24 protein-coding genes and 1 pseudogene are annotated in these 25,768 nt (G+C 42.0%); 18 read left to right on the top strand and 7 right to left on the bottom strand.

Annotated elements, in window-relative coordinates:
* Nucleotides 1–32: 32 nt before the first annotated feature.
* Both AAEY94_RS14875 and AAEY94_RS14870 read right to left on the bottom strand, forming a co-directional pair.
* Nucleotides 33–482: pseudogene (locus AAEY94_RS14875) on the bottom strand (SPFH domain-containing protein); the annotation flags it as partial.
* Between the two features lie 45 nt (nucleotides 483–527).
* Nucleotides 528–1,004 carry a hotdog fold domain-containing protein gene (locus tag AAEY94_RS14870; protein ID WP_101088780.1) on the bottom strand — a complete coding sequence of 159 codons (477 nt, stop codon included), beginning with the start codon at nucleotides 1,002–1,004 and terminating at the stop codon, nucleotides 528–530.
* A gap of 139 nt (nucleotides 1,005–1,143) precedes the next feature.
* Between AAEY94_RS14870 and AAEY94_RS14865 the strand changes: the two genes are divergently transcribed.
* The 13 genes from AAEY94_RS14865 (at nucleotide 1,144) to AAEY94_RS14805 (ending at nucleotide 14,738) form a co-directional block, all read left to right on the top strand.
* Nucleotides 1,144–2,073, top strand: a complete 930-nt coding sequence (locus AAEY94_RS14865) for a polyprenyl-phosphate transporter (RefSeq protein ID WP_502959403.1) — start codon at nucleotides 1,144–1,146, stop codon at nucleotides 2,071–2,073.
* A 260-nt stretch (nucleotides 2,074–2,333) separates the two neighbouring features.
* The gene (locus AAEY94_RS14860) at nucleotides 2,334–3,296 is read left to right on the top strand and encodes a DUF523 and DUF1722 domain-containing protein (protein WP_194956051.1); all 963 of its coding nucleotides are present in this window, start codon (nucleotides 2,334–2,336) and stop codon (nucleotides 3,294–3,296) included.
* 11 nt (nucleotides 3,297–3,307) lie between these two features.
* Nucleotides 3,308–4,741, top strand: a complete 1,434-nt coding sequence (gene phrB, locus AAEY94_RS14855; protein WP_350979137.1) for a deoxyribodipyrimidine photo-lyase — start codon at nucleotides 3,308–3,310, stop codon at nucleotides 4,739–4,741.
* A gap of 313 nt (nucleotides 4,742–5,054) precedes the next feature.
* Nucleotides 5,055–6,266 (top strand): NnrS family protein, encoded by a 1,212-nt coding sequence (locus AAEY94_RS14850; protein ID WP_182744186.1) that lies wholly within the window; start codon nucleotides 5,055–5,057, stop codon nucleotides 6,264–6,266.
* Nucleotides 6,267–6,395: 129 nt separating this feature from the next.
* On the top strand, nucleotides 6,396–7,802 hold the full coding sequence (locus AAEY94_RS14845; RefSeq protein WP_409085816.1) for an ammonia-forming cytochrome c nitrite reductase subunit c552: 1,407 nt from the start codon (nucleotides 6,396–6,398) through the stop codon (nucleotides 7,800–7,802).
* Between the two features lie 331 nt (nucleotides 7,803–8,133).
* A complete protein-coding gene (locus AAEY94_RS14840) occupies nucleotides 8,134–8,532 on the top strand; it encodes a nuclear transport factor 2 family protein (RefSeq protein ID WP_049763600.1) in 399 nt (132 codons plus the stop codon).
* Nucleotides 8,532–9,281: an SDR family NAD(P)-dependent oxidoreductase gene (locus tag AAEY94_RS14835; protein WP_335692398.1), complete on the top strand. Its 750-nt coding sequence runs from the start codon at nucleotides 8,532–8,534 to the stop codon at nucleotides 9,279–9,281. The genes AAEY94_RS14840 and AAEY94_RS14835 overlap by 1 nt, the downstream gene beginning before the upstream one ends.
* Before the next feature lie 54 nt (nucleotides 9,282–9,335).
* Nucleotides 9,336–10,604, top strand: a complete 1,269-nt coding sequence (locus AAEY94_RS14830; RefSeq protein WP_350979136.1) for an NAD(P)/FAD-dependent oxidoreductase — start codon at nucleotides 9,336–9,338, stop codon at nucleotides 10,602–10,604.
* Nucleotides 10,601–11,419, top strand: a complete 819-nt coding sequence (locus AAEY94_RS14825; RefSeq protein ID WP_350979135.1) for a DUF1365 domain-containing protein — start codon at nucleotides 10,601–10,603, stop codon at nucleotides 11,417–11,419. The genes AAEY94_RS14830 and AAEY94_RS14825 overlap by 4 nt, the downstream gene beginning before the upstream one ends.
* 100 nt (nucleotides 11,420–11,519) lie before the next feature.
* A complete protein-coding gene (locus AAEY94_RS14820; protein ID WP_350979134.1) occupies nucleotides 11,520–12,758 on the top strand; it encodes a class I SAM-dependent methyltransferase in 1,239 nt (412 codons plus the stop codon).
* Between the two features lie 80 nt (nucleotides 12,759–12,838).
* Entirely contained in the window at nucleotides 12,839–13,369 is a 531-nt protein-coding gene (locus AAEY94_RS14815; RefSeq protein ID WP_101088789.1) for a DUF2878 domain-containing protein, read from the top strand.
* Nucleotides 13,366–14,094 carry a chalcone isomerase family protein gene (locus AAEY94_RS14810; protein ID WP_350979133.1) on the top strand — a complete coding sequence of 243 codons (729 nt, stop codon included), beginning with the start codon at nucleotides 13,366–13,368 and terminating at the stop codon, nucleotides 14,092–14,094. Before AAEY94_RS14815 ends, AAEY94_RS14810 begins: the two co-directional genes overlap by 4 nt.
* 143 nt (nucleotides 14,095–14,237) lie before the next feature.
* Nucleotides 14,238–14,738: a DUF3833 domain-containing protein gene (locus tag AAEY94_RS14805; RefSeq protein ID WP_254439938.1), complete on the top strand. Its 501-nt coding sequence runs from the start codon at nucleotides 14,238–14,240 to the stop codon at nucleotides 14,736–14,738.
* Between the two features lie 186 nt (nucleotides 14,739–14,924).
* On the opposite strand, the gene AAEY94_RS14800 is transcribed toward AAEY94_RS14805, so the two are convergent.
* Complete coding sequence (locus AAEY94_RS14800) at nucleotides 14,925–15,269, bottom strand: DUF3634 family protein (protein ID WP_101088792.1); 345 nt, start codon at nucleotides 15,267–15,269, stop codon at nucleotides 14,925–14,927.
* A gap of 405 nt (nucleotides 15,270–15,674) precedes the next feature.
* On the opposite strand from AAEY94_RS14800, the gene AAEY94_RS14795 reads away from it, so the two are divergent.
* Nucleotides 15,675–15,854, top strand: coding sequence for a hypothetical protein (locus tag AAEY94_RS14795; RefSeq protein ID WP_101088793.1), 180 nt, complete (start codon nucleotides 15,675–15,677; stop codon nucleotides 15,852–15,854).
* Between the two features lie 128 nt (nucleotides 15,855–15,982).
* Here the strand turns inward: AAEY94_RS14795 and AAEY94_RS14790 are convergent, their stop codons facing one another.
* From AAEY94_RS14790 to aptA, 4 genes are all read right to left on the bottom strand, one after another.
* Nucleotides 15,983–16,705: a TorF family putative porin gene (locus AAEY94_RS14790; RefSeq protein WP_101088794.1), complete on the bottom strand. Its 723-nt coding sequence runs from the start codon at nucleotides 16,703–16,705 to the stop codon at nucleotides 15,983–15,985.
* A gap of 120 nt (nucleotides 16,706–16,825) precedes the next feature.
* Nucleotides 16,826–17,200, bottom strand: coding sequence for a cupin domain-containing protein (locus AAEY94_RS14785; protein WP_101088795.1), 375 nt, complete (start codon nucleotides 17,198–17,200; stop codon nucleotides 16,826–16,828).
* A 12-nt stretch (nucleotides 17,201–17,212) separates the two neighbouring features.
* On the bottom strand, nucleotides 17,213–18,712 hold the full coding sequence (locus AAEY94_RS14780) for a CoA-acylating methylmalonate-semialdehyde dehydrogenase (protein WP_350979132.1): 1,500 nt from the start codon (nucleotides 18,710–18,712) through the stop codon (nucleotides 17,213–17,215).
* A gap of 53 nt (nucleotides 18,713–18,765) precedes the next feature.
* The gene (gene aptA, locus AAEY94_RS14775; RefSeq protein ID WP_350979131.1) at nucleotides 18,766–20,118 is read right to left on the bottom strand and encodes an omega-aminotransferase AptA; all 1,353 of its coding nucleotides are present in this window, start codon (nucleotides 20,116–20,118) and stop codon (nucleotides 18,766–18,768) included.
* A gap of 312 nt (nucleotides 20,119–20,430) precedes the next feature.
* On the opposite strand from aptA, the gene AAEY94_RS14770 reads away from it, so the two are divergent.
* From AAEY94_RS14770 to AAEY94_RS14755, 4 genes are all read left to right on the top strand, one after another.
* Nucleotides 20,431–21,927, top strand: a complete 1,497-nt coding sequence (locus tag AAEY94_RS14770) for an aldehyde dehydrogenase (protein WP_101088798.1) — start codon at nucleotides 20,431–20,433, stop codon at nucleotides 21,925–21,927.
* A 237-nt stretch (nucleotides 21,928–22,164) separates the two neighbouring features.
* Nucleotides 22,165–22,587 carry a VanZ family protein gene (locus AAEY94_RS14765; protein WP_101088799.1) on the top strand — a complete coding sequence of 141 codons (423 nt, stop codon included), beginning with the start codon at nucleotides 22,165–22,167 and terminating at the stop codon, nucleotides 22,585–22,587.
* A gap of 50 nt (nucleotides 22,588–22,637) precedes the next feature.
* On the top strand, nucleotides 22,638–23,471 hold the full coding sequence (locus tag AAEY94_RS14760; RefSeq protein WP_350979130.1) for a sulfurtransferase: 834 nt from the start codon (nucleotides 22,638–22,640) through the stop codon (nucleotides 23,469–23,471).
* 610 nt (nucleotides 23,472–24,081) lie between these two features.
* A complete protein-coding gene (locus AAEY94_RS14755) occupies nucleotides 24,082–24,798 on the top strand; it encodes a hypothetical protein (RefSeq protein WP_350979129.1) in 717 nt (238 codons plus the stop codon).
* Nucleotides 24,799–25,768 lie beyond the last annotated feature (970 nt).

Below are 25,768 nucleotides of genomic sequence, written 5' to 3'. Positions count from 1 at the left end.
CCATTTAATAGGTATGCATTCTGGGGGGATTCATCCTGAACCGCTGAAATAGCCGTGTACTTACCAAAAATATTCTCAATTTGGGTTGGCACTTGGCGGTCGAGTAAGCGTGACACCATTAAGTCGATACTTTTGAAATTAGCATATACTTCTTCAACACGATCTGGCGGTATGCTAAATGTGACTGATGCGCGTAAGGTGGCAGGTTGTTGATCGCGGCTATACGCCTGTAAACCTTGGTAGTTTGCGGTATGAGTTTGGGTTGATATTTTAACCACGGTATCCATCAGTGGAATTTTAAATCCAAGACCGGGTTCTGCAGTATCGATAATTTTACCGTTACGCAGCAATACCCCACGTTCACCCTGATCAATGGTATACCAGCTGCCATATAAACTGATCAGCATTAGCAGTAAAACTGCGACTGGAATGATTTTACCGAGATGATTTGTGTTAGCTTGCGCCAGACCATTTTTTAACATTATGCTTCCCTAGCAAAAGTGAATAAAGGTGATTAAATTACTTAGTTATTTTTGAGGTTTCTCTGAAATCCATAGCTTAATATGCCCTTGGACCACCACAACACCGTTAGTGTCATAGGCTTTTACGTCGACTAACATATCACCCACTTGCCATTGTTCTGGTTTTACCTCTGCCACACATAAAATGTCGCTGCCCGCTTTGGCGGTGTAATCAACGCTCATGCCTTTAGGGATCCAGCGTAAATGAGCCGGGATTGATGCTTCTGCCATCGTACCCATGGCCATTTCCAGACCATTACAAATGGCAATCACATGCACGGTTCCAATATGATTTTGGACTTTCTTGCGCTTTTTGATTAAACATTCGCAGCGGTTAACGCGTAAATCACTTATGTAAGGGTGTACTGTGCCAAAATAGGGCGCCATTCGAGACACCATTTTAGAAAAAATCTGTTTACCAAATGGATAAGCAGTGACTTTCTTATATAGTGACATGACTTTATTGGGTTTAGTTGGGATCATAAATGAACTCTAATCGTTATCTGGTCGGACGAGATTAACATTGTTGTAACCTGCGGAAAAGCCCCGTTGAATATTTTCCATCGCTCATTGCAAAGGGCACAGGTATAATTTACGTGATTAGACACATTAAGGATGAATTTTGAAAACTGACTCACTGTTATTGAATTATTTCAAAGGTATGGCCATGGGCGCTGCAGATGTTGTGCCGGGCGTGTCGGGTGGCACTATTGCGTTTATTACCGGTATTTTAGACCCATTATTGGATGGCATTCGCAAAATAAACTGGTCGTTAGTGGGCATTATCAAACAAAAAGGCATTAAAGCCGCCTTTTTACACATTAACGGTCCTTTTCTCGTGTGTGTATTTGGTGGGATCCTCACCAGTATTTTTACCTTAGCTAAATTGATTTCTTGGCTATTGGTCACTCACCCCGTTCCTGTGTGGTCGTTCTTTTTTGGATTAATTTTATTTTCCGTGGTTCATATGCTTAAGCAAGTGAACAAATTCACTGCTATGCGGATTGCCATGTTCATTGTCGGTGTCGCCTTTGCGTGGGCTATTACAGTGTTACATCCTATTGAAATGCAGGTGAGTTACCTTAATTTCTTCTTTTGTGGTGCTATTGCTATTTGCGCCATGATATTACCTGGGATTTCAGGCAGCTTTATTTTGTTGCTTTTAGGGATGTATCCAGCGGTATTAGCGGCAGCTAAAGGCTTTGATATTGTTTATTTAGCCTGTTTTGCGATTGGTGCTGTGGTTGGATTATTAAGTTTTAGTCATGTGTTATCGGCCTTGTTACGTAAATTCCATGACACGACGTTATTATTTTTAACGGGATTAATGCTCGGGACGCTAGGTAAAATTTGGCCATGGAAACAAGTGATCAGTTGGCGCGAGAATTCTAAGGGTGAATTAGTGCCTTTGGTTGAGCAAAATTTATCTCCGTTTCAGTTTGAGCAAATCACTGGCGAATCATCACAAATTATCATTGCCATAGTGTGTCTGCTGGTGGGGATTGGTTTGGTGTGGGGATTAGAACGCGTCGGCAACAAAGCGAATAGTTAATCCTGTTGAAGCTTAATCTGGGCCGTTCAGGTGGAAGACAAGTAAAAGATGAATAATGAAGCAGAACTTAGGTTCTGTTTTTTTGTGTGCGTTATTTGACTAATATGTAGGCTCATATTGCAAAAACGATAAATAACCCTATAAATAATGAACTTAATGGGTGTTTTATTCGTATTTTTGCTTAATAGTATATGTAGTTAGCATGACATCTTTTTTTATCCCACTTTGGGAATATTACAGTTGCCACAGGAGTGCATAATATGCCAAATATCGATACATTTGTGCCAGAAAAAATCCAAATTGGGATCAGCAGTTGCTTGTTGGGTAACCAAGTCCGCTTTGATGGCGGACACAAAAACTCTTATTACTGTAGACAAGAAATAGAACCATTTTTTGAATACACCACTGTTTGCCCTGAAATGGCGATCGGCATGGGCGCACCACGCAAAAGTATCCGTCAAATACGAGATGGCGATGTAGTGCATATTCGCAGTGCTGATGGAACGCTCGATGTGACAGACAAGCTTAATGAATACTCCCAAGCAAAAGTGGAAGAGCTTGATTACCTTGGCGGTTATATTTTATGTGCCAAATCACCAACCTGTGGCATGGAAAGGGTTACCGAGTACAAAATTGGTACCAATCATGGCACTAAAACCGGCATCGGTGTTTTTGCAAAAAAATTAATGGAACGCTACCCATTTCTGCCAGTAGAAGAAGAAGGCCGTTTACATGACTTGCCATTAAGAGAAAACTTTTTTACCCGTGTATTTGCTTATAACGATTGGAAGCAAATGACTAAATCGGGCATCACTAAGCATAAGTTAATGCAGTTTCATTCGCGTTATAAGTATTTATTAATGGCTCACAGCCCAAAGTGGTATCGTGATTTAGGGCCTATATTGGCCGATATTCAAGATGTTGAGCAAACTGCGCAACAATATTTTGAAGGCTTTATGACGGCACTTAAAATTATTGCCACCCGTAAAAATCACACCAGTACTTTGCAGCATATTCAAGGCTATTTTAAGAAGCAGTTAACCGCTGAACAAAAAGAAGAGTTGAGTGAGTCAATTTTAAAATATCGCCAAGGGCTGCTGCCTTTGCTAGTGCCAATTACCTTGATTAACCATTATGTGCGTGAGTTTCATACCCCGTATATTCAAGACCAAGTGTATTTAAATCCACATCCAGAAGCGCTTAAGCTTCGTTATGCTTATTAGGTCGATTGTGAATGACTTCTATGAATAGTTTAATGTGGTTTAGGCAAGATTTACGCTTGGCGGATAACCCTGCTTTAGTGGCTGCGTGTGAGTTTGCTGCCAGTAATCATAGTCATGTTCGAGCTGTGTATTTTGTCACACCAGCACAATGGGCGCAGCATGATGTTGCACCGATACAAATTGATTTTATCCAGCGACATGTCAATTTGTTAGCGCAGGCATTGGCGGTGTTAGGTATTCATCTAGATGTGTTGCACGCACAAGACTTCGATGAAGTACAAACCTTGTTAGCCGCTTATATCGAGCAGCATGATATAGCAGCTGTGTATGCAGCCAATGAGCCTGAAATAAATGAACGTCGTCGAGACCGCGCATTAATTGATAGCGGTGTACCATTAACGTTAATCGACCAAGATTGTGTATTGGCACCAGGGCAAGTGAAAAACTTGGCTGGTGATATGTACAAAGTCTTTAGCCCTTTTGCTAAAAAGTGGAAAAGCATTGCCGGCCAGCGCGCGATTGTTCCGGTCGCGGTGCCTGCGCCAATCGCTGCAGTACTGGCAACTCCCAGTGAAGTGGTATTTAACTGCGATAAAATGTCTAGTGAGCAATGGTCTGCTGGAGAAGGCGCAGCAAAGCGAATACTCGATCAATTTCTAGCAAACCAAGTTGCAGATTATCAAGCCGAAAGGGATTTTCCTGCCCTTGAAGGAACCAGTCGGTTATCGCCATTTTTAGCTATTGGGGTCATTAGTTCCCGTCAATGTGTCGCAGCCATATTAGCGCGTTATCCCCAAGCTTTAGTCGATGACACTTGCCCCGCAAAAACGTGGTTAAATGAATTAATTTGGCGTGAGTTTTATCGCCATTTACTGGTGGCGTTTCCACGCTTGTCCATGAATCATAACTTTAATGAGTTAGGCGACGGCATTGTGTGGCGTAATAATCTTACTGAGTTTACCGCCTGGTGTAACGGCCAAACAGGCTATCCAATTATTGATGCTGCTATGCGCCAATTAAATCAAACCGGTTGGATGCATAATCGATTACGCATGGTGGTAGCCAGCTTTTTAACTAAACACTTATTGGTTGATTGGCGTTGGGGCGAGCGATATTTTAGGCAAAAACTAATTGATGGTGACTTAGCCGCCAATAATGGTGGTTGGCAATGGTCAGCAGGAACCGGCTGCGATGCGCAACCTTATTTCCGCGTGTTTAATCCAATGACGCAAAGCAGTAAGTTCGACCCTGATGCCAGTTTCATAAAGCGTTATGTTCCCGAATTGTCTACTTGGTCTTTGGCCGATATTCATCAACCCAAAACCATCAATGTTAATGACTTATTTGCACAACGCCAGGATGACCGATACCCACAACCTATTGTCGAACACAAGATGGCACGCTTGCGGGCGATAGAAGTACTAAGTGCGCTAAAGCGTGGTTAATTGTTTCGATCAACATTTAACGCAGTTAGCAAGACAAAGGGCTGTTTGAGAGCCGTTTGTTATCTTGAACTCAGGTTACTGAGTCCATTTTAGTTCGAGAAATCAGCAACAACACAATTAAGCCGCTATTATCTCTTATGATAATAGCGGCTTTTTTTGCGTTAGATCACACTATGAGCTTGGCTGGTGAGTGGATTGATGAGTATTGATTGAAGCACTTCAATTAACAGCATAGAATGGCCATATTAAAGATTTATATATTATGCATGTTTAAATCTTGTTGATGTTAATCCACTAAGTGAGTGCACTGCTTATGCTGAATATTGATGATCCTGCTGAAATTGATAACACTCCTGCAATATGGCGTTTGGGTTTTAGACCGTTTTTTTTAGGTGGAGCAAGTGTCGCAGCGTTATACATCCCGTTGTGGTTAATGGGCTGGTTTACTCCGCAATATAGCTTATTTAACAGTGAGTTTTGGGCCAACGTTGTGCCGCTATGGTGGCATCCTCACGAAATGTTATTTGGTTTCGCTATGGCTATTGTGTGCGGTTTTTTACTCACAGCAGTGCAAGCGTGGACCAATCAACCCACTATTACGGGGCGCGCGTTAATGGTCACCTTTGGTTGTTGGCTCATTGCCCGCTTAATGTTGCTATTACCAATGAACATTCCTTTGATCTTACCTGCAATATTTGACAGCTTATTTTTAGGGTTAAGTGCGTTGGCATTGTGGCGCTGTATTTATCCGGTTAAACAATGGCGCAATATAGGTTTTCCTATCATGCTGGTGGTCGCATTGTTGGTTAATTTAGCCAGTTATTACGCCTTGTCCGAACGTAACTTTTCGTTATCGACCCAATTATGGCAAGGAATGATTTGGTGGCTTGCCATGGTTATTACCATTGTTGGCGGTCGAGTTATCCCATTTTTTACCGCAATGAAAATTCAACAACCCAAGCCTGATCCCATTAATGTGTTAGAAAATACATTATTATTAGCAATGGGTTTACTGTTTATTCAAGCAATAAGTCATTGGTTTCCAAAGGGGATTGAACAAGCACTGCTTGCAGTAGCAGGCATATTGCATTTAGTCCGTTTTGCTCGTTGGCAAGCACATAAAACCCTAAAAGAGCCGATGCTGTGGTCATTGCATATTTCGTATCTATCGTTGCCAATCACATTGTTATTGATGGCAATCAACATTGATAACGAATATGCCTATCGTACCTTATTGCATTTATTTGCTATTGGCGGCATCGCATCATTATGTTTATCAATGATTTCACGCGTTTCACTTGGGCATACTAGTCGCAATATCTATCAAGGCCCTAATATGACGTGGGCATTTTTATGTTTGCCTCTCGCCGCTGTTTTACGTGCAGGAATGCCTTTGTTGATGCCTGAATACACCCAAATTTGGTTATGGGCAGCTGGAGCATGTTGGTTTATCGGTTTTGGTTTATTTGTATGGTTTTACGCGCCGATTTTACTGCGTCCACGTCTTGATGGTCGTCCTGGATAACGTGAGCTAAATTGATGACGCAAGTTAACGAAACAGTTAACTATACTAAACAGTTCAAAAGTAGTGCTACAGACTTATCGAACAATGTAGCGCTGTAAATTAAGAGATTGGAGAAAGGTTAGCAATATGATGGATCTACTTATCGATGTAATAATGAAAGCGACTCGGCCAATGCGAAGCAAGGTAGGGTTAAGCATTATTATTAGCGCAATGGCATTGCTGAGTCTAACGTCTTGGTCGCTTCAAAGTGCTGAAGTGGATCCTAATCAACTTAAGTTTCCACAACAATATGACTCTTGGCAAGCAACAGAAGAACAAGTCGAACGAGACGATATACTGGCGCAATATCCTGCCAATATCATTTTATGGGCGGGTTCGTCATTTGCCAAAGAATACCATAGCCCTCGAGGGCATCAGTTTGCTGTTGCTGACGTGACGCATACCTTGCGTACTGGTGTTGCAATAGCTGAAGGCGACAAAGGTTTATCTGCCAGTTGCTGGACCTGTAAAACACCTGATGCCCCTAGATTGATCAAAGAAATGGGTATGCAAGGTTTTTCAGGTGCCAATTTTGTCGATTTAGGCCGTGAAATCAAATCCGTTGTTTACTGCAGTGATTGTCATGTTGATGGCAGTGCTAAACTCGCATTACCACGCCCTCATGCGCAAAATGCGATGGAAAAAATTAAACTGCCTTTTGATAAGCAAGACCGCAGCATGCAAGGCGCTCAGGTTTGTGGTCAATGTCATGTGAGTTATTATTTCCAGCCTGAAAATAATAACAAAGTTAATATTCCATGGATTTTTGGCAGCACAGCTGATGAAATTGAAAAATATTACGACACTCGTCGCTTTTACGAATGGATCCACCCCATTTCTAAAACCCCAATATTAAAAGCGCGTCATCCAGAGTTTGAGCATTGGAGCCGTTCGGCTCATGCTAAGCAAGGCGTGACCTGTATAACCTGTCATATGCCGCCTGCGACCGATGAAAAAGGCGCTACATTTACTGACCATAAGGTGGGTGGCGCATTAGACAATTTTGATCGTAGTTGTGCAAATTGTCATAGCAGTAAAGCGGCCATCACCAAAAAGCTTGATAAAACCAAAGCCAATATTGATGCTAAATCACGAAATGTAGAGTCATTACTGATTAAAGCACATTACGAAGCCAAAGCAGCATGGGATGCCGGAGCCACATGGCCGCAAATGAATGATGCGATTATGGCTATTCGTCATTCACAATGGCGTTGGGATTTTGCCACCGCATCGCATGGTATGTACGCTCATAATCCTAAAGAAGGGATTGAGTTACTGGATAAATCGACTGAACAGGTTACGTATGCCCGTGAAGCATTAGCCCGCATATTGAGTCAAATGTCTGTTACCGAAGTTGAGTATCCAGATTACAGTACCAAACAAAAAGCCCATGCTGCTATTGGATTTATTGAAGCTGATGCCATTAAAGCCAAACAAGCTTTTATTAAACAAGAAGTTGATAAGTACTGGCAGCCGGTAGCCAAAAAGGGTTACTAAAGAACAGTTTCAATTTATAAACGTTATTAACGCCTAAGCCATGCTTAGGCGTGTTACTTTGTGATTCGTTTAAAGGGTGATCTACTTCCTGCGCTATCTCGTATAAATACCAAGTTAGTTTTTATTTACTGCACGGCCATGAAATACTTTTATCTTATTGTCATATAAGGCATTGTTATATCTGGTTACGTGTATTCTTTCTTGGTCGTGTAATAGGAGTCCGTTAATGCAAGGTGCACAGTCGACAGTTGATACTCAATCCGAATCATTAAATGCTGACAGCTCTGCGTCCGTTAATGGTCATCCGGTTATTGTTGATGACTTTATTAATATGTATCAACAGCTTAATAAAGATAATCTATTTTTACTTCGTCAAGTTTATCGGGATGATATTTGCTTTCGAGATCCCATGCATCATGTAGAGGGAATCGAAGCATTAACCGATTATTTTGCCAACATGTATCAAAATGTCACCCACATTGAATTTGATATTAAAGAAGTGGTGATCAGTGCTGATAAGCAACAAGCAGCATTGTATTGGACTATGAGCTATTCACACCCTAAATTAAGTAAGGGACAGCTGATTAATGTTGAAGGCATGTCGCAACTTAAATTCTCTGATAAGATTTTTTCTCACCGTGATTATTTTGATCTGGGCCAAATGCTGTACGAGCAAGTGCCGTTTTTAGGTGGGTTAATTGGCTTACTCAAAAATAGGGTGACTAAGTAATGGCAATGGTTCCTGCGGATACAACAGCGGTTTTGATAACCGGTGCAAGTTCTGGTATTGGTTTAGCTTTAGCGGAGCATTATCTGGCTAAAGGCGTGGCCGTTATAGCCTGTGGTCGAAATGCCCAAGCCTTACAAGCCATAACTGGGGCCACTCCGCTTGAATTTGATATTACCGATTGTTCTCAGGTACAAGCAGCCGCCGCCAAACTTAAGCAGCTATTACACGATAATCACTGGCAGTTGCAGCAGGTGATTCTTAATGCTGGCAGCTGTGAATACATTGACGATGCATTGCATTTCGACTCAGCGCTATTTGCCAGAGTCATCAATACTAATGTGGTTGCCATGGGTTACTGCCTTGAGCATTTTTTACCTTTATTGAGCCGTGGTGCACAACTGGGATTAATGAGTTCAAGTGCCACTTATTTACCGTTCCCGCGTGCTGAAGCCTATGGCTCATCAAAAGCGGCTATTGGTTATTTAGGCCGTAGTTTACGAGTTGACCTTGCTCAGCATGGTATTGGGGTGAGCGTTATTTGTCCGGGCTTTGTTAAAACCCCGTTAACCGCCAAAAACGACTTTGCTATGCCAATGCAAATCACCGCTAAGCAAGCGGCTGAGGCTATTTATAATGGTATGCAGCGTCAACGCCGTGAAATCCATTTCCCAACTAAATTTACTTGGTTACTTAAATTAGCCTCTTTATTGCCAGAAAAATTACTAGTATTTTTGCTGGCACCTAAATAGTAAACCCAAGTCAATTCACCACAAGAACAAGTATTAGCGTCAAGGATTAACTAAATGAAAAATATTGCTGTAATTGGTACTGGGATTTCGGGGTTAACGTGTGCCCACCTATTAAGCCGTGAACACACGGTAACCGTGTTTGAGGCTAATGATTATATTGGTGGCCATACAGCGACCATTGATGTGGAAGTAGCAGGGCAGCAATACGCAATTGACTCTGGTTTTATTGTGTTTAATGACCGGACTTATCCGCTATTTGAAACATTAATGGCACAACTTAATATTAAGTCTTTACCGACTGAAATGAGTTTTAGTGTTAATAATGCACTCACTGGGCTTGAATATAACGGCCATAATTTGTGGAGCTTATTTGCCCAACGTCGTAATTTGTTACGCCCAAGTTTTTACCGGTTTTTAGGTGAAATTGTTCGTTTCAACAATGGTTGTAAAGTTATTTATGAGGCTGACAAATACCCAACGTCTTCACTCGGTGAGTATCTTGATCAACAAGGTTTCTCAGCCTTTTTCTGTGAGCATTACATTTTGCCTATGGGCGCGGCCATTTGGTCTGCCAGTATTGATGATATGCGCGGCTTTTCATTGCGATTCTTTATTCGTTTTTTCCAGCATCATGGTTTATTAAATATTAATGATCGCCCGCAATGGTATGTACTTGAAGGTGGATCGCGCAGTTATATCCCAGCCTTAACCGCACCGTTTAAAGAACGTATCCAGCTTAATTCTCCAGTGAGTGGTATCAAACGTAGCGATGATGGTGTGTATGTTCAAGTTGCTAACGGTGAATGGCAGCACTTCGACGATGTAGTGTTGAGTTGCCATAGCGATCAAGCGTTAGCGATGTTAACCGATGCCACTCAAGATGAGATCGACGTGTTAGGCGCAATGGAATATCAGAATAATGAAGTGGTGCTGCACACAGATATTAATTTATTGCCTAAGCGTAAAGCGGCATGGGCAAGTTGGAACTATCGTTTAGATGGTGTTAATCAGCAAGATATTGCTCAGCGTCCGGCTAGCGTGACGTATAATATGAATATTTTGCAGTGTTTACCGAGTAGTGCACCTACATTTTGTGTCACCCTAAATCAAACTGCATCGATTGATGAAAGTAAAATTTTGCGAAAGTTTAATTATGCTCACCCAGTATTTAATGATGCCAGCATGAAGTCGCAAGCGAAAAAATCACTCATTAATGGTAAACATAATACCTATTTTGCTGGTGCTTACTGGCATAATGGATTTCATGAAGACGGCGTTCGTAGCGCAGTTGAAGTATGCGATCTGTTTGGGATTAGTCTATGAGTCAAACCACATCGATAATGGAACATGATCAATTAAACAGTGGCATTTATTGCGGCAAGATAAACCATCGCCGTCATACGCCTAAGTTGCACAGTTTTGGTTATAACATTGCGATGATGGCAATTGATTTAGATGAACTGCCGGCAGTAACGGCAGTCAGTAGATTGTTTTCCACAGACAAGTTTACCCCGCTTAAATTTAATCCTAGCGATTACCTGAATTCCCTAAAGCAACAATTTGGTGATCAACTTGTGCTGACTCAGGCGAGCAAGGGGGATGCTGCTGCATTAAAGCAACGCGTGTTGGCAACCATTAAGCATTTAGGTGCCACACAAACATGCGATAAAGTGATATTTTCTGGGCAGATACGCCATTTTGGTTTTTATTTTAGTCCGGTCAATTTTTACTTTTGTTATCATCAAAATGACATGGTTTATATGCTTGCCGAGGTCAGTAATACCCCTTGGAATGAGCGCCATTGTTATCTGGTTGATATTGCGAATACCGTTCAAACAGACAAAGTCTTTCATGTGTCTCCGTTTATGAATTTAGACATGCATTACTTGTGGCGTATTACGCCTCCGGCCAAAAACTTGAAAGTGACCATCGAAAATCGAAATGCCAATAACGATAAATTATTTGATGCCGGTTTAGTGTTAAAACGCCAATCGATAAATTCGCGATCTATGCGCCGATTTATGCTGAATTATCCCTTGATGACTAGCAAAATTATGCTGGGTATTTATTGGCAGGCAATGAAGCTATTTATTAAACGAATCCCTTTTGTAGGCAAGCAAACGATTAAAGCTAACTAATTTTACAAAATGTAAACCAAATAGATGCTTATCACGTATTACTCTTTAATTACGCCAATAAAGCGAACGAATTAGACAGTGTATGAATTGGAGAGATGACATGGAAAATACGGCGGCAGAAAGCAGCATGACTCAAGCGAGTTTATCTGACAGCCTAGCAAGGAAAATTCTTCTTCGTGCATTAGCACATCTTGCAGAAGGTCATTTAACCATTGTCGATGGTAATCAAACATCAGAGTTTGGCGATCCCAAAAGCGAAGTTCACGCAACTATGCAAGTTCAGCATGCCAACTTTTATCGTCAAGTGGTATTTGGTGGTTCAATTGGGGCTGGCGAAGCTTATATTCAAGGCCATTGGTGTAGCCCTGACTTAACCAAAGTGGTGCAGGTTTTTGCCCAAAATTTAGCATTACTAGACAACATAGAACGTTATTTTTCATGGTTGAGCAACGGCGTTAATCGCATTAAGCATATATTTAATCGTAATTCTGAAACGGGTTCAAAACGCAATATTCTGGCTCATTACGACTTAGGTAATGACATGTATAAGGAGTTTCTTGACCCAGAAATGATGTATTCAAGTGCACTTTATCCTGCAGATGACAGTAGCTTGAATGAAGCGCAATTACATAAATTGCACACCATTTGCGAGCGCTTAGAGTTAACCCCAGGTCAAACCTTGCTTGAAGTAGGAACTGGTTGGGGCGCGTTGGCCATTTATGCTGCAAAACATTATGGCGTGCATGTGACCACTACTACCATTTCTGATGCCCAGTTCGATTATGCACAGGCGCGAGTAAAGCAAGAAGGGCTTGAAGACAGGATTACCTTACTAAAACAAGATTATCGTTTACTGACAGGCGAATATGATCGCGTGGTTTCAATTGAAATGATCGAAGCTGTGGGACACGAATATTTAGCGGGATTTTTTGAAAAACTACAGCATCTGCTTAAGCCAAGCGGTCGCATGCTCATTCAAGCCATTACTATTGCCGATCAACGTTACGACAGTTATCGTAAGAGTGTTGACTTTATTCAGCGTTATATTTTTCCCGGTGGTTGTTTACCGTCGGTGAGTGAGATGACCAAACATATTGCCAAGAAAACCGACATGGTAACCTGGTCTATCGACGATATGGGCAAGGACTATGCGCGTACCCTAAAACACTGGCATGAAAATTTTGATGCTGCCTACGATAAAATAAAAGCCTTAAATTACGGCGATGACTTTATCCGTATGTGGAAGTTTTATTTGAGCTACTGCGAAGGTGGTTTTTTAGAGCGCACTACTAGCACGGTTCACCTTGTTGCCGTTCGACCGCAATACCGCCCACTATAATATAGTTCTACAGCCCAATAGCCATTATATTCCCCGGTAATACGTTGCCGGGACGTCTCATCCTGTTAGTGTGAGGTGTTATGTCTTCTTACGGTATTCCTCCAAAATTATATATTTTAATCAATGCTTTGTGCTTTCAATTGGTGTGGTGGGCAGGCGTATTAGCTCATAACCAACTTATCTTACTGTCTATTTTATTGCTTATTGGCCATTTTTTGTTATCAACATCAGTTCGTCATGATGCACTGGTAATGTGCGTCTGTGGTGTGATTGGCATCGCGGTTGACAGTCTATTGGTGTGGTTTGGCGTATTTAAGTTCGCCAATATTCCTTACTGGTTGGGATTGTTGTGGTTCTACTTTGCGCTTTGTTTGGATTACAGCTTAGCTTTTTTTAGAAAGTTTCCTATTTGGTTACAAGCCTTATTTGGTGGTGTATTTGGCTGTTTAAGTTATCTCGCAGGAGCTAAATTTAACGCAGTAATGTTGCCCTTAGGCGAGATGTGGAGCGCGTTTATACTGGCATTGATCTGGAGTTGCTTATTTCCCGTATTGCTAGCTGTTAGCTCTCGAATCACAACGGTGGATCTTGCTTTGGAGAATCGTAGATGAAAACTTTACATAATGGCGTCAAGTCGCAACCACACATTAAGCTACATCAATCATCACATTGGTTGGTCGAACTACTGTTCGGTGTGGTGGGCGCATTAGTGTTAACGTTGATTGTTGCGGTGAGCATTAACGATGCGTCTGCAAATGATATCAACGATAAGGGCGAAAAAAGTGATATCAGCGACAAGAACGACAAGAACGGTATAAGCGGTAAGAGCGATATAAGCGATATAAGCGGTAAGAACGATATAAGTGATAAGAACGATAAGGGCGGTAAGAACGATATAAGCGATGCGACATTGATTCAAGTTGGCACTGCTGATATGAGTCTGTTATGGCTTGATATTTATAGTGCGAAATTATTCTCTATTGACGGTAAATACCAAGCTAATCGCTTTCCAATGATTCTCGACATTCAATACCATCGCGACATCGATGCTATTGATTTGGTTGATGCCACTATTGAACAATGGCAGCACTTAGGTTTTACCGAAGCCAATATTGAATTGTACAGGCAGCAGTTAGTTAATGCCTGGCCAGATGTTAAACAGGGCGACAGGCTGACCTTTAAGGTTAACACCCCTGAAGATGCGGCATTTTTACTCAACGACACCCCTTATTATCAAGTCAGTAATGCCCAATTCCCTGAGGCGTTTCTCGACATTTGGTTGTCTGAAAAAACCAGCCGTCCTGAGTTACGTAACCAACTGATTGGAGTTAACTAATGCACGCGATTTTATTATTCATCCGTAAGCAGCGACATTTTTCCGCCCGAACGCTAACTCAAGGGTTAACTCAACAATTAACTAAGCAATTAGCGCGAAAGCTGGCTCAAATCAGCTTATATGTTGCACTAGCATTAGGCGTTATGTCATGTTCATCAGCATCGATTGAAGATTATCAACAAACGACTCCAACGTTAGATTTAGCCACGTTTTTTGATGGTAAATTAACGGCCGCTGGAGTAGTACAAGATTTTTCAGGCAAGGTGACCCGCAAATTTACCGTCACCATGGAAGCGCACTGGGTTGATTCGCCTGAAGGTAAGCAGGGTGTGATAAACGAATGGTTTATTTACGATGATGGCGAAAAGCAAACCCGAGTGTGGAACATTACTGATAAAGGAAATGGGCTCTATGAGGGAACCGCCAATGATATATTAGGCATTGCTCAAGGTGAGTCTCGCGGTAGTGCATTGCGATGGCGTTATGACATGATATTGCCAGTTGATGGTAGTGAATATGAAGTCCATTTTGATGACTGGATGTTTCTGGTCGATGAGCAAACCATTATCAATAAAAGCGATATTATTAAATTTGGTATCACAGTCGCTCAAGTCACCTTGGTGATTTCTAAACAGCCTGACTAAGTGGTATCGCTAAGTCATTGAATAGTTAAATCGACTAAGCATAAAAGCTGAGCCCTGAAAGTGTTAAGCAATAGTCGGGCACTAAGTTAGAGCGTACAGTCACTTTTACTAAATCTAAATAGACATGAAAACAGACACAAAAATGGACTCATTAGAGTCCATTTTTCGTTTGCTCAACAGGCTATGTTAGCCTTTAAGTTTAGACGCGTCAGACTGTTTCTTATCGTAATACTCAAATGGAAACTGGTTACGAATTTGCTGGATTAAATTATCGCCAATATTGGCCGACACGTGTAAACGTACGTCACCAGATTTTTCAGCTCTGACCGTGCAAGTCAGTTTATTAGATTTGGCTATGGCACGACAATCACGTTCAAACTTCTCCGGTATTTTGCCTTTATGCTTATTGAGCTTGCCATCTTTAAAATGCATCTCAAAAAGTGTTAACCCACGGTTACCACTAAAAATCAGTTTATAGGCCAGAAAAAATAATCCTGCAATTATCAGTATTTTTATGATGGTATCAGCCATAGTTCGCTCCTTTGTGCCGTATATTCAACGGTTGCTATAACAATAAGATACTCTGGTATGCCATGGATGCAATGCTATTTTATTGAAATCTATGCGCAAGATCTAAATTATATCGCATCAATAAAACCTCATTTATGAATCCATCAAATGTTGTCATATCATTTTTTCATATAAGTGCTTTAGATTAGCAGTTCATTGTTTGACTCATATTAATTGAATGCGTGTTTCTTTTTTATGAAACAAATTTCTTTTAAATCAGCTAAAAGCTTAATTGGTATGTGTGTGGCGTTTTTTTAAGCTGATTTACGGTGTAAATATAGCTTTCTAAAAAAGTGTGCTGTGCTACATTAATGTACATACATGAACGCATGTAAACGGATGTACAACTTATTTAAGGATTGAAAAATGCCATTATCTAATGCTGATCGTTGGGCCGAAATTTGTGAGATTCAATCATCACTGATGCGTAATTTAGCCAGCCAGTTTCCGCAACGAAACGAGCAATTACAAAATCTTGCAGATGGTTGGCAATGCGTTAAAAAACAAGCCCTAGGGCAGCCGCTAACAGGTTTGAATACTAAGTAATTTCCGTTTTTTCTTTTGTTGTATCGCTACTGTTTTTCGTTAAATATTAGTCATAAAAAAACCGCCATTGGCGGTTTTTTGTTTTTAAGACTGACTTGTAATCATGGGTACTGATTAACTCACTCGGCTTAGAACGCGTAACTAACGCTCGCTAATAAAGTACCGGTGTTTTTATATAGATCAGAACTTACTTCATTATCACCATCAATGTCGGTGTCTAAATACGCAACCGAGATGCCAAAACCTGACACTTCTGTTGATACACCAATAGAGTAGTCTGAATAGCTGTCAAAGCCTTCTCCGTCATCAATGGCGTCGCCAAAATTGTAACCATAATGCAAATCTAGGCTCCAGTTATCAGCAAACTCCCAGCCATAATTGATTTCGGTGTAATGTAGGTCAAGATCGCTGCCACCATAATCATTAGTAAACCAGTAAGCGGCTCTAAAACCACTAAAGTCGATACCTGCGCTGACTTCTAGATAGTCTAAATCACTTTCTCCAGGGTAGTTATAACGGTACAAGGTTAAGTCATAGCTAGTGTCATCGTTAATTTCACCGTAATAACCAGCATACAAATCAATCTCTACATCTGGGCCATTGTATTCAGGCTCATCAAAATCAATGGTACTTGCCCAAGCACCAACGAAAAATCCGCTATCATGGCTCCAGTCAATATTACCTTGTAGGGCAGGATCTGCTGCACTTTGTGACACACCTCGGAAGCGGTAGTCGTTGGTTACAGTGATTGCACCAGAGACTTCTGCCGTAGCGAGTGGAGCCAGTAGGGTAGCTGATAATGTTAATCCAGTTAACAGTGCAATTCGCGTTCTTTTTAATGTGTTCGACACGATATTATCTCCATTTACATAAAATACAGTTGTTGGTATTTAGGTACACAACGGCTGCGAATGCCACTTATCAGACCTAAAACCGTAACGATTTAGTCTGTACCGCATGGCGGTTAAACACTATGTTTGTTCAAGCTGTTGTTCAAACATAACGTAGATTTTTTTACAATGATTGACGACTTCCCATGTGCCGGTAAAGCCAGCAGGAATAACAAATTTATCACCAGCATTGACGGTTAAGCTTTTGCCTTGGCTGTCGGTGATAATGCTACAGCCTTCGAGAATATCGCAATACTCATATTCGCTATAATTGATATTCCAACTGCCTGGTTCACTTTGCCAAATGCCAACATTAAACTGCTTGCACGGGCTTTCGAAATGGTTTTGCACTGACTGCAGTGGATCACCAGTAAGCAGTTTTTCATCCGTTAAGTGATACGACTCAACCGCAGTTGATTGACTACTAAAAAGCGTAATATCGTTAATATGCTTCATCGTTGGCTTCACTTATTTCATGGTCGGCATAATAAATGCCGAAGGTTCATTAGTGTCGGTTTTAGCTTGTGGCCAGCGAGCGGTAATGGCTTTGCGCTTGGTATAAAAACGAACGCCATCGGGTCCGTGCATGTGCAGCGGCCCAAATAGCGAACGTTTCCAACCGCCAAAGCTATGAAATGCCATCGGCACCGGAATAGGCACGTTAACGCCGACCATGCCCACTTCAACATGGTGACAAAAGTGACGAGCTACTTGGCCACTTTGAGTAAAAATAGCGGTGCCATTACCAAATTCGTGTTGGTTAATCAGCGTCAATGCATCGGCATAGTTATCGACGCGGACGATGGCTAACACAGGACCAAAAATTTCCTGTTGGTAAATGCTCATCGTTGGCGTGACATGGTCAAATAAGCACGCACCTAAAAAGTAACCTTGCTGGTGGTCTTGAATACTGATGTCTCGGCCATCAACGACTAATGTTGCACCTTCCTTAACACCCGCTTCGACATAATCGCGTACTTTAGCTAAATGCTGGGCCGAAATTAACGGTCCCATGTCCATTTCAGGGGTAATACCGCTGCCAATTTTTAAGGCACTAATTTGCGGTAATAATGCCTCGACTAATTTGTCGCCCACATCGCCGACCGCGAGTACCACCGAAATAGCCATACAGCGTTCACCTGCACTACCATATGCTGCACCCATTAATGCATTGACCGCTTGATCTAAGTCAGCATCTGACATTAATAACATGTGATTTTTAGCCCCGCCCAATGCTTGCACACGTTTACCGTGAGCAGAGGCGGTGCTGTAAATGTATTCGGCAATCGGGGTTGAGCCAACAAAACTAATCGCGTGAACATCGGGATGAGTTAATAAAGCATCAACGGCTTCTTTATCGCCATTAATCACGTTAAACACGCCATTTGGCAGGCCTGCTTGTGTCAGTAATTCGGCAATAAACATTACTGCACTGGGGTCTTTTTCAGACGGCTTCATGATAAAGGTATTACCGCAGGCTATTGCGATAGGGAACATCCACATTGGCACCATGACCGGAAAGTTAAACGGTGAAATACCTGCGACGACACCCAACGATTGGTTAACAGACCATGAGTCAACGCCACCACCCACTTGTTGAGTATGTTCACCTTTGAGTAAATGCGGAATGCCGCAAGCAAACTCAACAACTTCAAGCCCTCGGGTAATTTCACCTTTAGCATCATCCAACACTTTGCCATGTTCAAGAGTGATGAGTTGGGCCAATTTATCAATATTTTGCTCTACTAACGCTTTAAACTTAAATAATACCCGAGCACGATTAAGTGGCGTCACTTGCGACCAAGTCTGATAGGCATTTTTGGCAACCGTTACCGCCAAGCTTACTTCATCGTGACTCGCCAGTGATACTTGGCCACGAGTTTCCCCCGTAGCAGGATCATAGATGGTTTGATTACGTTGACTGGCTGGGGTGTGTTGCCCATCGACAAAATGAGTGATGTTAAGCATGAACGGGATCCTTTTAAGCAAAATATGTATTCAGAAAATATTAACTAACAGCGTTAACCAACAGCGTTAATTGCATCGGTAATGTGATTAACCATGTCGTCGATTTGTGACTTTTCCACTATAAGTGGCGGAGATATTGCAATAATGTCAGCCGTTGCCCGTACTAACGCGCCATGCCTAAAGCAATGATCAAAAATGTCATAACCTCGTTTACCTACGCCTTTATCACTTGGTGCTAATTGAATACCTGCAACTAAACCGGTATTACGAATATCAATCACGTTTGGTAAACCTTTAAGACTGTGAACCGCTTGCTCGAAATAAGACTCAAGCCCTTTTGCGCGTTCAAATAATTGCTCATCTTCATATATGGATAAGGTCGCAAGTGCTGAGGCAGCCGCGACCGGATGACCTGAATAGGTATAACCATGGAAAAATTCTATTAATTCATCAGGGCCATGCATGCAGGTGTCGTGAATGATATTGCTAACAAATACCGCCCCCATTGGAATCGCACCATTATTAATGGCTTTGGCTGTGGTGATCATGTCTGGGGTAACTTGCCAGCGCTCGCTGGCAAAGGCGGCACCGACTCGGCCAAAGCCGGTGATCACTTCATCGAATATTAATAAAATGCCGTGCTTTTGGGTGATTTCGCGTAACCGCGTTAAGTATCCATCTGGCGGTAAAATAACCCCAGCAGAACCAGACATAGGCTCAACAATGACCGCGGCAATGTTCTCGGCGCCATGTAAGGTAATCAGTTGCTCAAGCACTTCGGCTTTATCCAAACCGTGTGGCGGTAAACCGTGGCTAAAGGCATTATTGGCAATATCGAGTGTATGAGGCAGGTGATCGATCCCCTGGAGTAATTGCTGACTAAAGGTTTTGCGATTATTACTGATCCCACCGACTGAAATCCCGCCAAAACCGACACCATGATAACCAAGCTCGCGGCCGATAAACCGAGTACGCGTGGCTTGACCATTAGCGCGATGATAACAAAGCGCCATTTTTAGGGCGGTATCTACCGATTCTGAACCGGAATTGGTAAAAAACACCTTATCCAATCCGTCAGGGCTCAGCTGACTGAGTTTATGCGCTAATTCAAAGGCGAGCGGATGGCCCATTTGAAAAGACGGTGCATAATCCATTTGGCTAATTTGTTGGCTTACCGCTTGGGAGATTTCTTGGCGGCCGTGGCCAGCATTGCAACACCATAAACCGGCAGTAGCATCGAGTACTTTATTGCCTTCAATATCGGTGTAATACATTCCTTGTGCCGAAACCAAAAGCCTAGGATTAGTCTTAAATTGCTTATTGGCAGTAAACGGCATCCAAAAATGTGCCATGTTCGGCAATGTTTGCGATGAATCGCCAGTTCCATTTTGCTGATATTCGCTCATAAATTGACTCTACATTGATAGCTACAATTACTAGGGATTCATCTCAAATTGATTAAATAATGAGTGACGAATATTCGCTATGCTATGTCAAAAATAATGAACGTTAAAGTGTTTTGTGCATTTATTTAAACTAAATGTGCCTATTTTGTAAAATATATTGAAAATATCTTGCTGTTGAGCATAATCAGGTGACAATATTCATCAAGGTTATTGTGTCGATAATCCATTTTATGTGGCACAAATTTTAGGTTTAGCACCTGCTTTTTAGCGCAGTTTGGTGCTTATCAATCCATTTATTATTTCGAGGTCACAATGAGTACTCCAACAAGTCGTAGCGATTGGGAAGCACTAGCAGCAAGTCTAAAAATCACTGGGCAAGCTTTCATTAATGGTCAATATCAAGGTGCCGCTTCTGGTGACACATTTGACTGTATCAGCCCTATTGATGGCCAAGTATTGGCCAAAGTGGCTAGCTGTGATTTAGCCGATGCTAACCTTGCTGTCGCGAACGCGCGTGAAGTGTTTGAAGCGGGTACTTGGTCAATGTTACCGCCAGTAAAGCGCAAGCAAGTAATGATTAAGTTTGCTGATTTACTCGAAGAAAATGCCGATGAATTGGCGTTACTTGAAACGCTTGATATGGGTAAACCAATTCAACACTCCAAAGGCGTTGATGTGGTCGGCGCTGCCCGTGCTATACGTTGGTATGGTGAAGCGATAGATAAAATTTATGATGAAATTGCTCCTACTGCTCATAATGAAATAGGCATGATCACTCGCGAACCCGTTGGTGTGGTTGCAGCCATTGTGCCATGGAATTTCCCAATGATTATGGCATGCTGGAAGCTTGGGCCTTCACTCGCCACGGGTAATAGTGTGATTTTAAAGCCATCTGAAAAATCACCACTTACGGCTATTCGCATGGCGCAATTAGCGATTGAAGCGGGTATTCCTGCAGGGGTACTCAACGTATTACCTGGTTTTGGTCATACAGTTGGTAAAGCGTTGGCACTGCACATGGATGTCGATACTTTAGTATTCACTGGTTCAACTAAAATTGCTAAGCAGTTAATGATTTACGCAGGCGAGTCGAACATGAAGCGCGTGTGGTTAGAAGCGGGCGGTAAGAGCCCTAATATTGTGTTTAATGACGCACCAGATTTAAAAGCCGCTGCAGAAGCCGCCGCAGTAGCCATTGCTTTTAACCAAGGCGAAGTGTGCACTGCCGGTTCTCGTTTATTGGTTGAGTCAGGCGTAAAAGATGAGTTAATCAAGCTTATTGTTGAAGAAATGCAAGGGTGGCAACCAGGGCATCCACTTGATCCTAAAACAACCTGCGGTGCAATGGTTGATCAACAGCAACTGACTAACGTGCTTAATTACATTAAAGCCGGTAGTGAGCAAGGTGCTACCTTGGTTGATGGTGGTAAACAAGTGATGGCAGAAACTGGCGGCATGTATGTACAACCTACCATTTTTAGCAATGTTAGAAATGACATGACCATTGCCAGCGAAGAGATTTTTGGCCCAGTGTTATCGGTAATCGAGTTTGATGGCATGGAACAAGCCGTCAAGATTGCCAACGACACTATGTATGGTTTAGCGGCAGGTGTGTGGACATCAAACTTAAGTAAAGCTCACAAAACGGCCAAAGCGCTGCGCAGCGGTATGGTGTGGATTAACCATTATGATGGCGGCGACATGACTGCACCGTTTGGTGGTTATAAACAGTCTGGTAATGGCCGAGATAAATCATTACATGCGTTTGATAAGTACACCGAAATCAAAGCAACTTGGATAGCCCTATAATAGGTATTTCAATGTAGATTAATAGCAAGCCCTTTAGCAATAAAGGGCTTTTTTATTGGTCATATTAGCGCTGGATAATTCATAGCAACCACTCAAATTTTGTTTAACAAGTGCATCTATATTGCTGAAGCCTTAATGCGAGCGGAGGTTAAGCAAAATTAACGCTAAAATGCTAACTATTCGCTGTAGACTCAAAGGCATTATTTACCTCAACATGTCATACACGGATGAATACAGATGACCCATAAGACCTTCTCTCGTTTAGCTATTATTGCTGCTGGTGGCTTTTTTGGTTTTATTTTGTGGATTATTTACCTCGCCAATACTGGCAGTCAAAGTGTGTTTTTCGACGTAATAAAACATGTTCCCTATGGTGACAAGATTTGTCACATGTTGTTATTCGGGTTATTAACTTTTGTGGCCAATTTAGCGCTGCAGAGTCGTCATTTTTGTATCGGGCGTCTTCCGCTTTATTACGGCACTGTGTTAGTGTCGATATTCGTCCTGAGTGAAGAAATCAGCCAGGGTTTTATCCCATCAAGAACATTAGACATCATCGATTTAGTTGCCGATGCTGTAGGTATAATTTTATTCAGTTATTTAAGTGGGTTAACTCAGCGTTATATAGACAATCATCATGAGAGTACTCGTGTGAGTTAGCATCAATATTTTCAATCAATATTTGCCATCAATTGTAAGAGAGGTTTAATGTGAATTTTCCTTTAGTGACCACCGATTGGTTAGCGCAACACTTAGAAGACCCAGACCTTGTATTACTAGATGCCAGCATAGACATTGTGCTGGGAAAAGAACCACTTGTTTATGATGAGCTTTACGTTATTCCTGGTGCATTATCGTGCCAAATAGATAAACTTTTTTTCAATCATCAATCTCCACAAACTCACGCTATGCCCACGGAAGATCAATTTACTGTTGCAACTAAATCATTAGGAATAAGCCATAATAGCACCGTAGTTATTTACGATGACCAAGGCATTTATTCTGCACCGCGTGCGTGGTGGACCTTTAAAGCAATGGGATTTGATAAAGTATTTGTACTCGATGGTGGTTTACCACAGTGGCGCAGTGAAGGGCGAGACACAGTGCGTCAGTTTGCGACAGCAACTGACTCTGGTGATATTAAAGGCCGCTTGCAGCAATATAAGGTGTGTGACACTGAGTTTGTGTTAACCCATCTTGGTCATGCAAAAGTTGATATTATTGATGCGCGAGCAGCAGGGCGGTTTAACGGTACGTCACCAGAACCTCGTGTTGGCATGCGCAGTGGTCATATACCCGGTTCACTCAACTTGCCTTTTGCACAAGTATTAAACGGTTTTAAAATGAAATCTATCCGTGAATTGCATACAATTTTCGCTAGCTTAGATACTAGTAATAATGCTCAACGGGTGTTTAGCTGTGGTTCAGGAATTACCGCCTGTATTTTGATTCTGGCTTCGTATGTAGCAGGGCATCATCAAGCAGCTTTATATGATGGTTCTTGGGCGGTATGGGGCGGAGATGCTGCGCTTCCTATTGAATAATAGGCTTAATTTTTTATGGCCTGTGGCCACTAACGCTTAAGTTCGCAAGGTTCCACCCTGCACGGGCTATTAGATTATGGCCTACGGCCACTAACGTCGTGGCGCTTCACCCACACCAGACCAAGAGGAAACCAACGGCTGTTCCCTCTTGGAACTCCCAGCTTTTAACTTCGTCTGAGTGTTCTTCGGCCAACTCTTTATGATAAAGAATGAAAATGCTAACGCTTCACATAGGGAGTCTGATGTGATTGGATTCACAAATGTCGTGATGGCATGGTCAATGATGTTCCCTACATCATAATGACATTTCCAATATCCATATAGGTCAGATGTGCGAGAAAGGCCATGTCAGGCTCACGCATTCTTTTATAACACGCATTCTTTTATAAAGAGTCCTCAACGTCCTCAATCAAGCTGAAACCGGATGGTTAAAGTAGCAAAATAATCTTAAAGCTATATAGTCCAACGACCTGCAATGAGAAGTCTCTGGCGATAATGTTCAGTTAGAGTCTGATTAATCAATATCATCGAGGAATTGAAATTATTTACTTGTGAATAATGAGCTTGTTATGCTAATTTTTTGCGAACTCAACATCATGATGGAATATGAATGCGTTATCTACTGCTAGCCATGCTGCTAACCTTAACTGGTTGCGCAAATAAACAACCCTCTTTTAGTCTTGTTATCGACCCCTTATTGCCCTCGGTCATTAATTATAGCGGTGAAATTGATCCAGATAATGTTGCCGCTTTTGAACAAGGCATAACAAATAGTCCAACTCAAATAACCTCATTGGTTATTAACAGTGGTGGGGGAGATGTACTTGCTGGCATACGATTAGGTGAGTTGGTATATCAGCACAAATTAAAGGTTACAGTTGATAAAGTCTGTGCATCATCGTGTGCTAATTATGTTGTAACCGCCAGTGATGAAGTGACTATAAAACAAGATGCCCTGTTAGGTTGGCATGGTGGGGTGTTACAACCACTATTATACGGCTCGGAAGACTTCCATAAGTACAACAAAAGTATGGTTGAATATATTATGGCGTGGGCAGAGGCCGAGCGCGTCTTTTTTGACATGGTTAAGGTTAATCAAGCTGTCACGGTATTGGGGATGATGCCCGGTTTAAAAGGTAAACGAAACACGCCATTATTTAGTTATGATCAACAGACGTTAAAGGCGTTAGGTTTACATATTACTTTTGAAGACAAGCAAGCAACAGTTTCTAAAACCGGCGAAGAAATTGTACAAATATTTAGCTTAAGCCCTGAAGTATTAGACACTTTACTGCTGCAGCATGCACAAAGGTTAAAGCAATTGTAATTAAGTTAGCTTGTCTTTTAAGCGATGGACTGCGGCCACTAACGCTTAAGATCGCAAGGTTCCACCTTGCACAGGCCAAAAGGGGGTCAACAGCAACCCCCTCTTTATTCTTTAATAAAGAATTGGCCCCTGCCGTTCAGGCAACATTTTCGCTATTTAACCAAACAACAGCAGCGAAAAAAATTGCGACGGAAATTTATCCATCTTCTAACCGTGTTTTAGTCTGCTTTAGCCTTATTCGAAAATGCTAACGCTTCCAATGGGGCATCCCTTCCCCTCGAAAGCTAACCCGCCTCCATGGCTAGATCACGCATTCTTTTATAAAGAGTCTTCAACGGCCTCAAGTTCAAAGTTGATGCTGACCATTTCGTAGTCAAGATCACTAACTCGTTTTTGCCCCAAAGTTGGTTAGGCTATGGCCTACGGCCACTAACGTCGTGGCGCTTCGCCCACACCAGACCAAAAGGAAACCAACGGCTGTTCCCTCTTGGATCACCCAGCCGCCCCGCAACATTTTCAAACAGCGAAAAGGTCGCCATGGGGTAGATCCAGCTTTTGACTTTATTGGGTAACTGCCTCAGCCTTATTCGAAAATGCTAACGCTTCCGATGGTACATCCTGTACCCCGAAAGCTAGCCTGACATCCATGTCAGGACTCACGCTATTTTTTTCAACGCCCTCAATTTAAATGTTGAACCGGTCCATTTCCAAGTCAAGAAAACTAACTCGTTTTTGTCGGATAGACGACACTTGTTACCAAGTGCCGCCCTCCTAAGAACCCAGCGTGCAACTTTCACTGCACTAGGCTCAAGCCTCCACAAAGGTATCGTTAGATACCCAGCAACTTATAAAGCAGTGAGAGCTGATTCATTCCATATTGTGGCTTAATGAAACTGTACACCGATTGAGGTAAAATCCCCTTAAGATAAAACGGTGTAAAAAGTAATGAAGACTCAACCAACTTACTCAA

This window comes from Shewanella sp. AC34-MNA-CIBAN-0136 (genome assembly GCF_040309945.1).
In the GTDB taxonomy this organism is placed as follows: domain Bacteria; phylum Pseudomonadota; class Gammaproteobacteria; order Enterobacterales; family Shewanellaceae; genus Shewanella.
The sequence above is the reverse complement of the archived record's forward strand: the minus strand, read 5'-3'. Positions and strand labels throughout refer to the sequence as shown.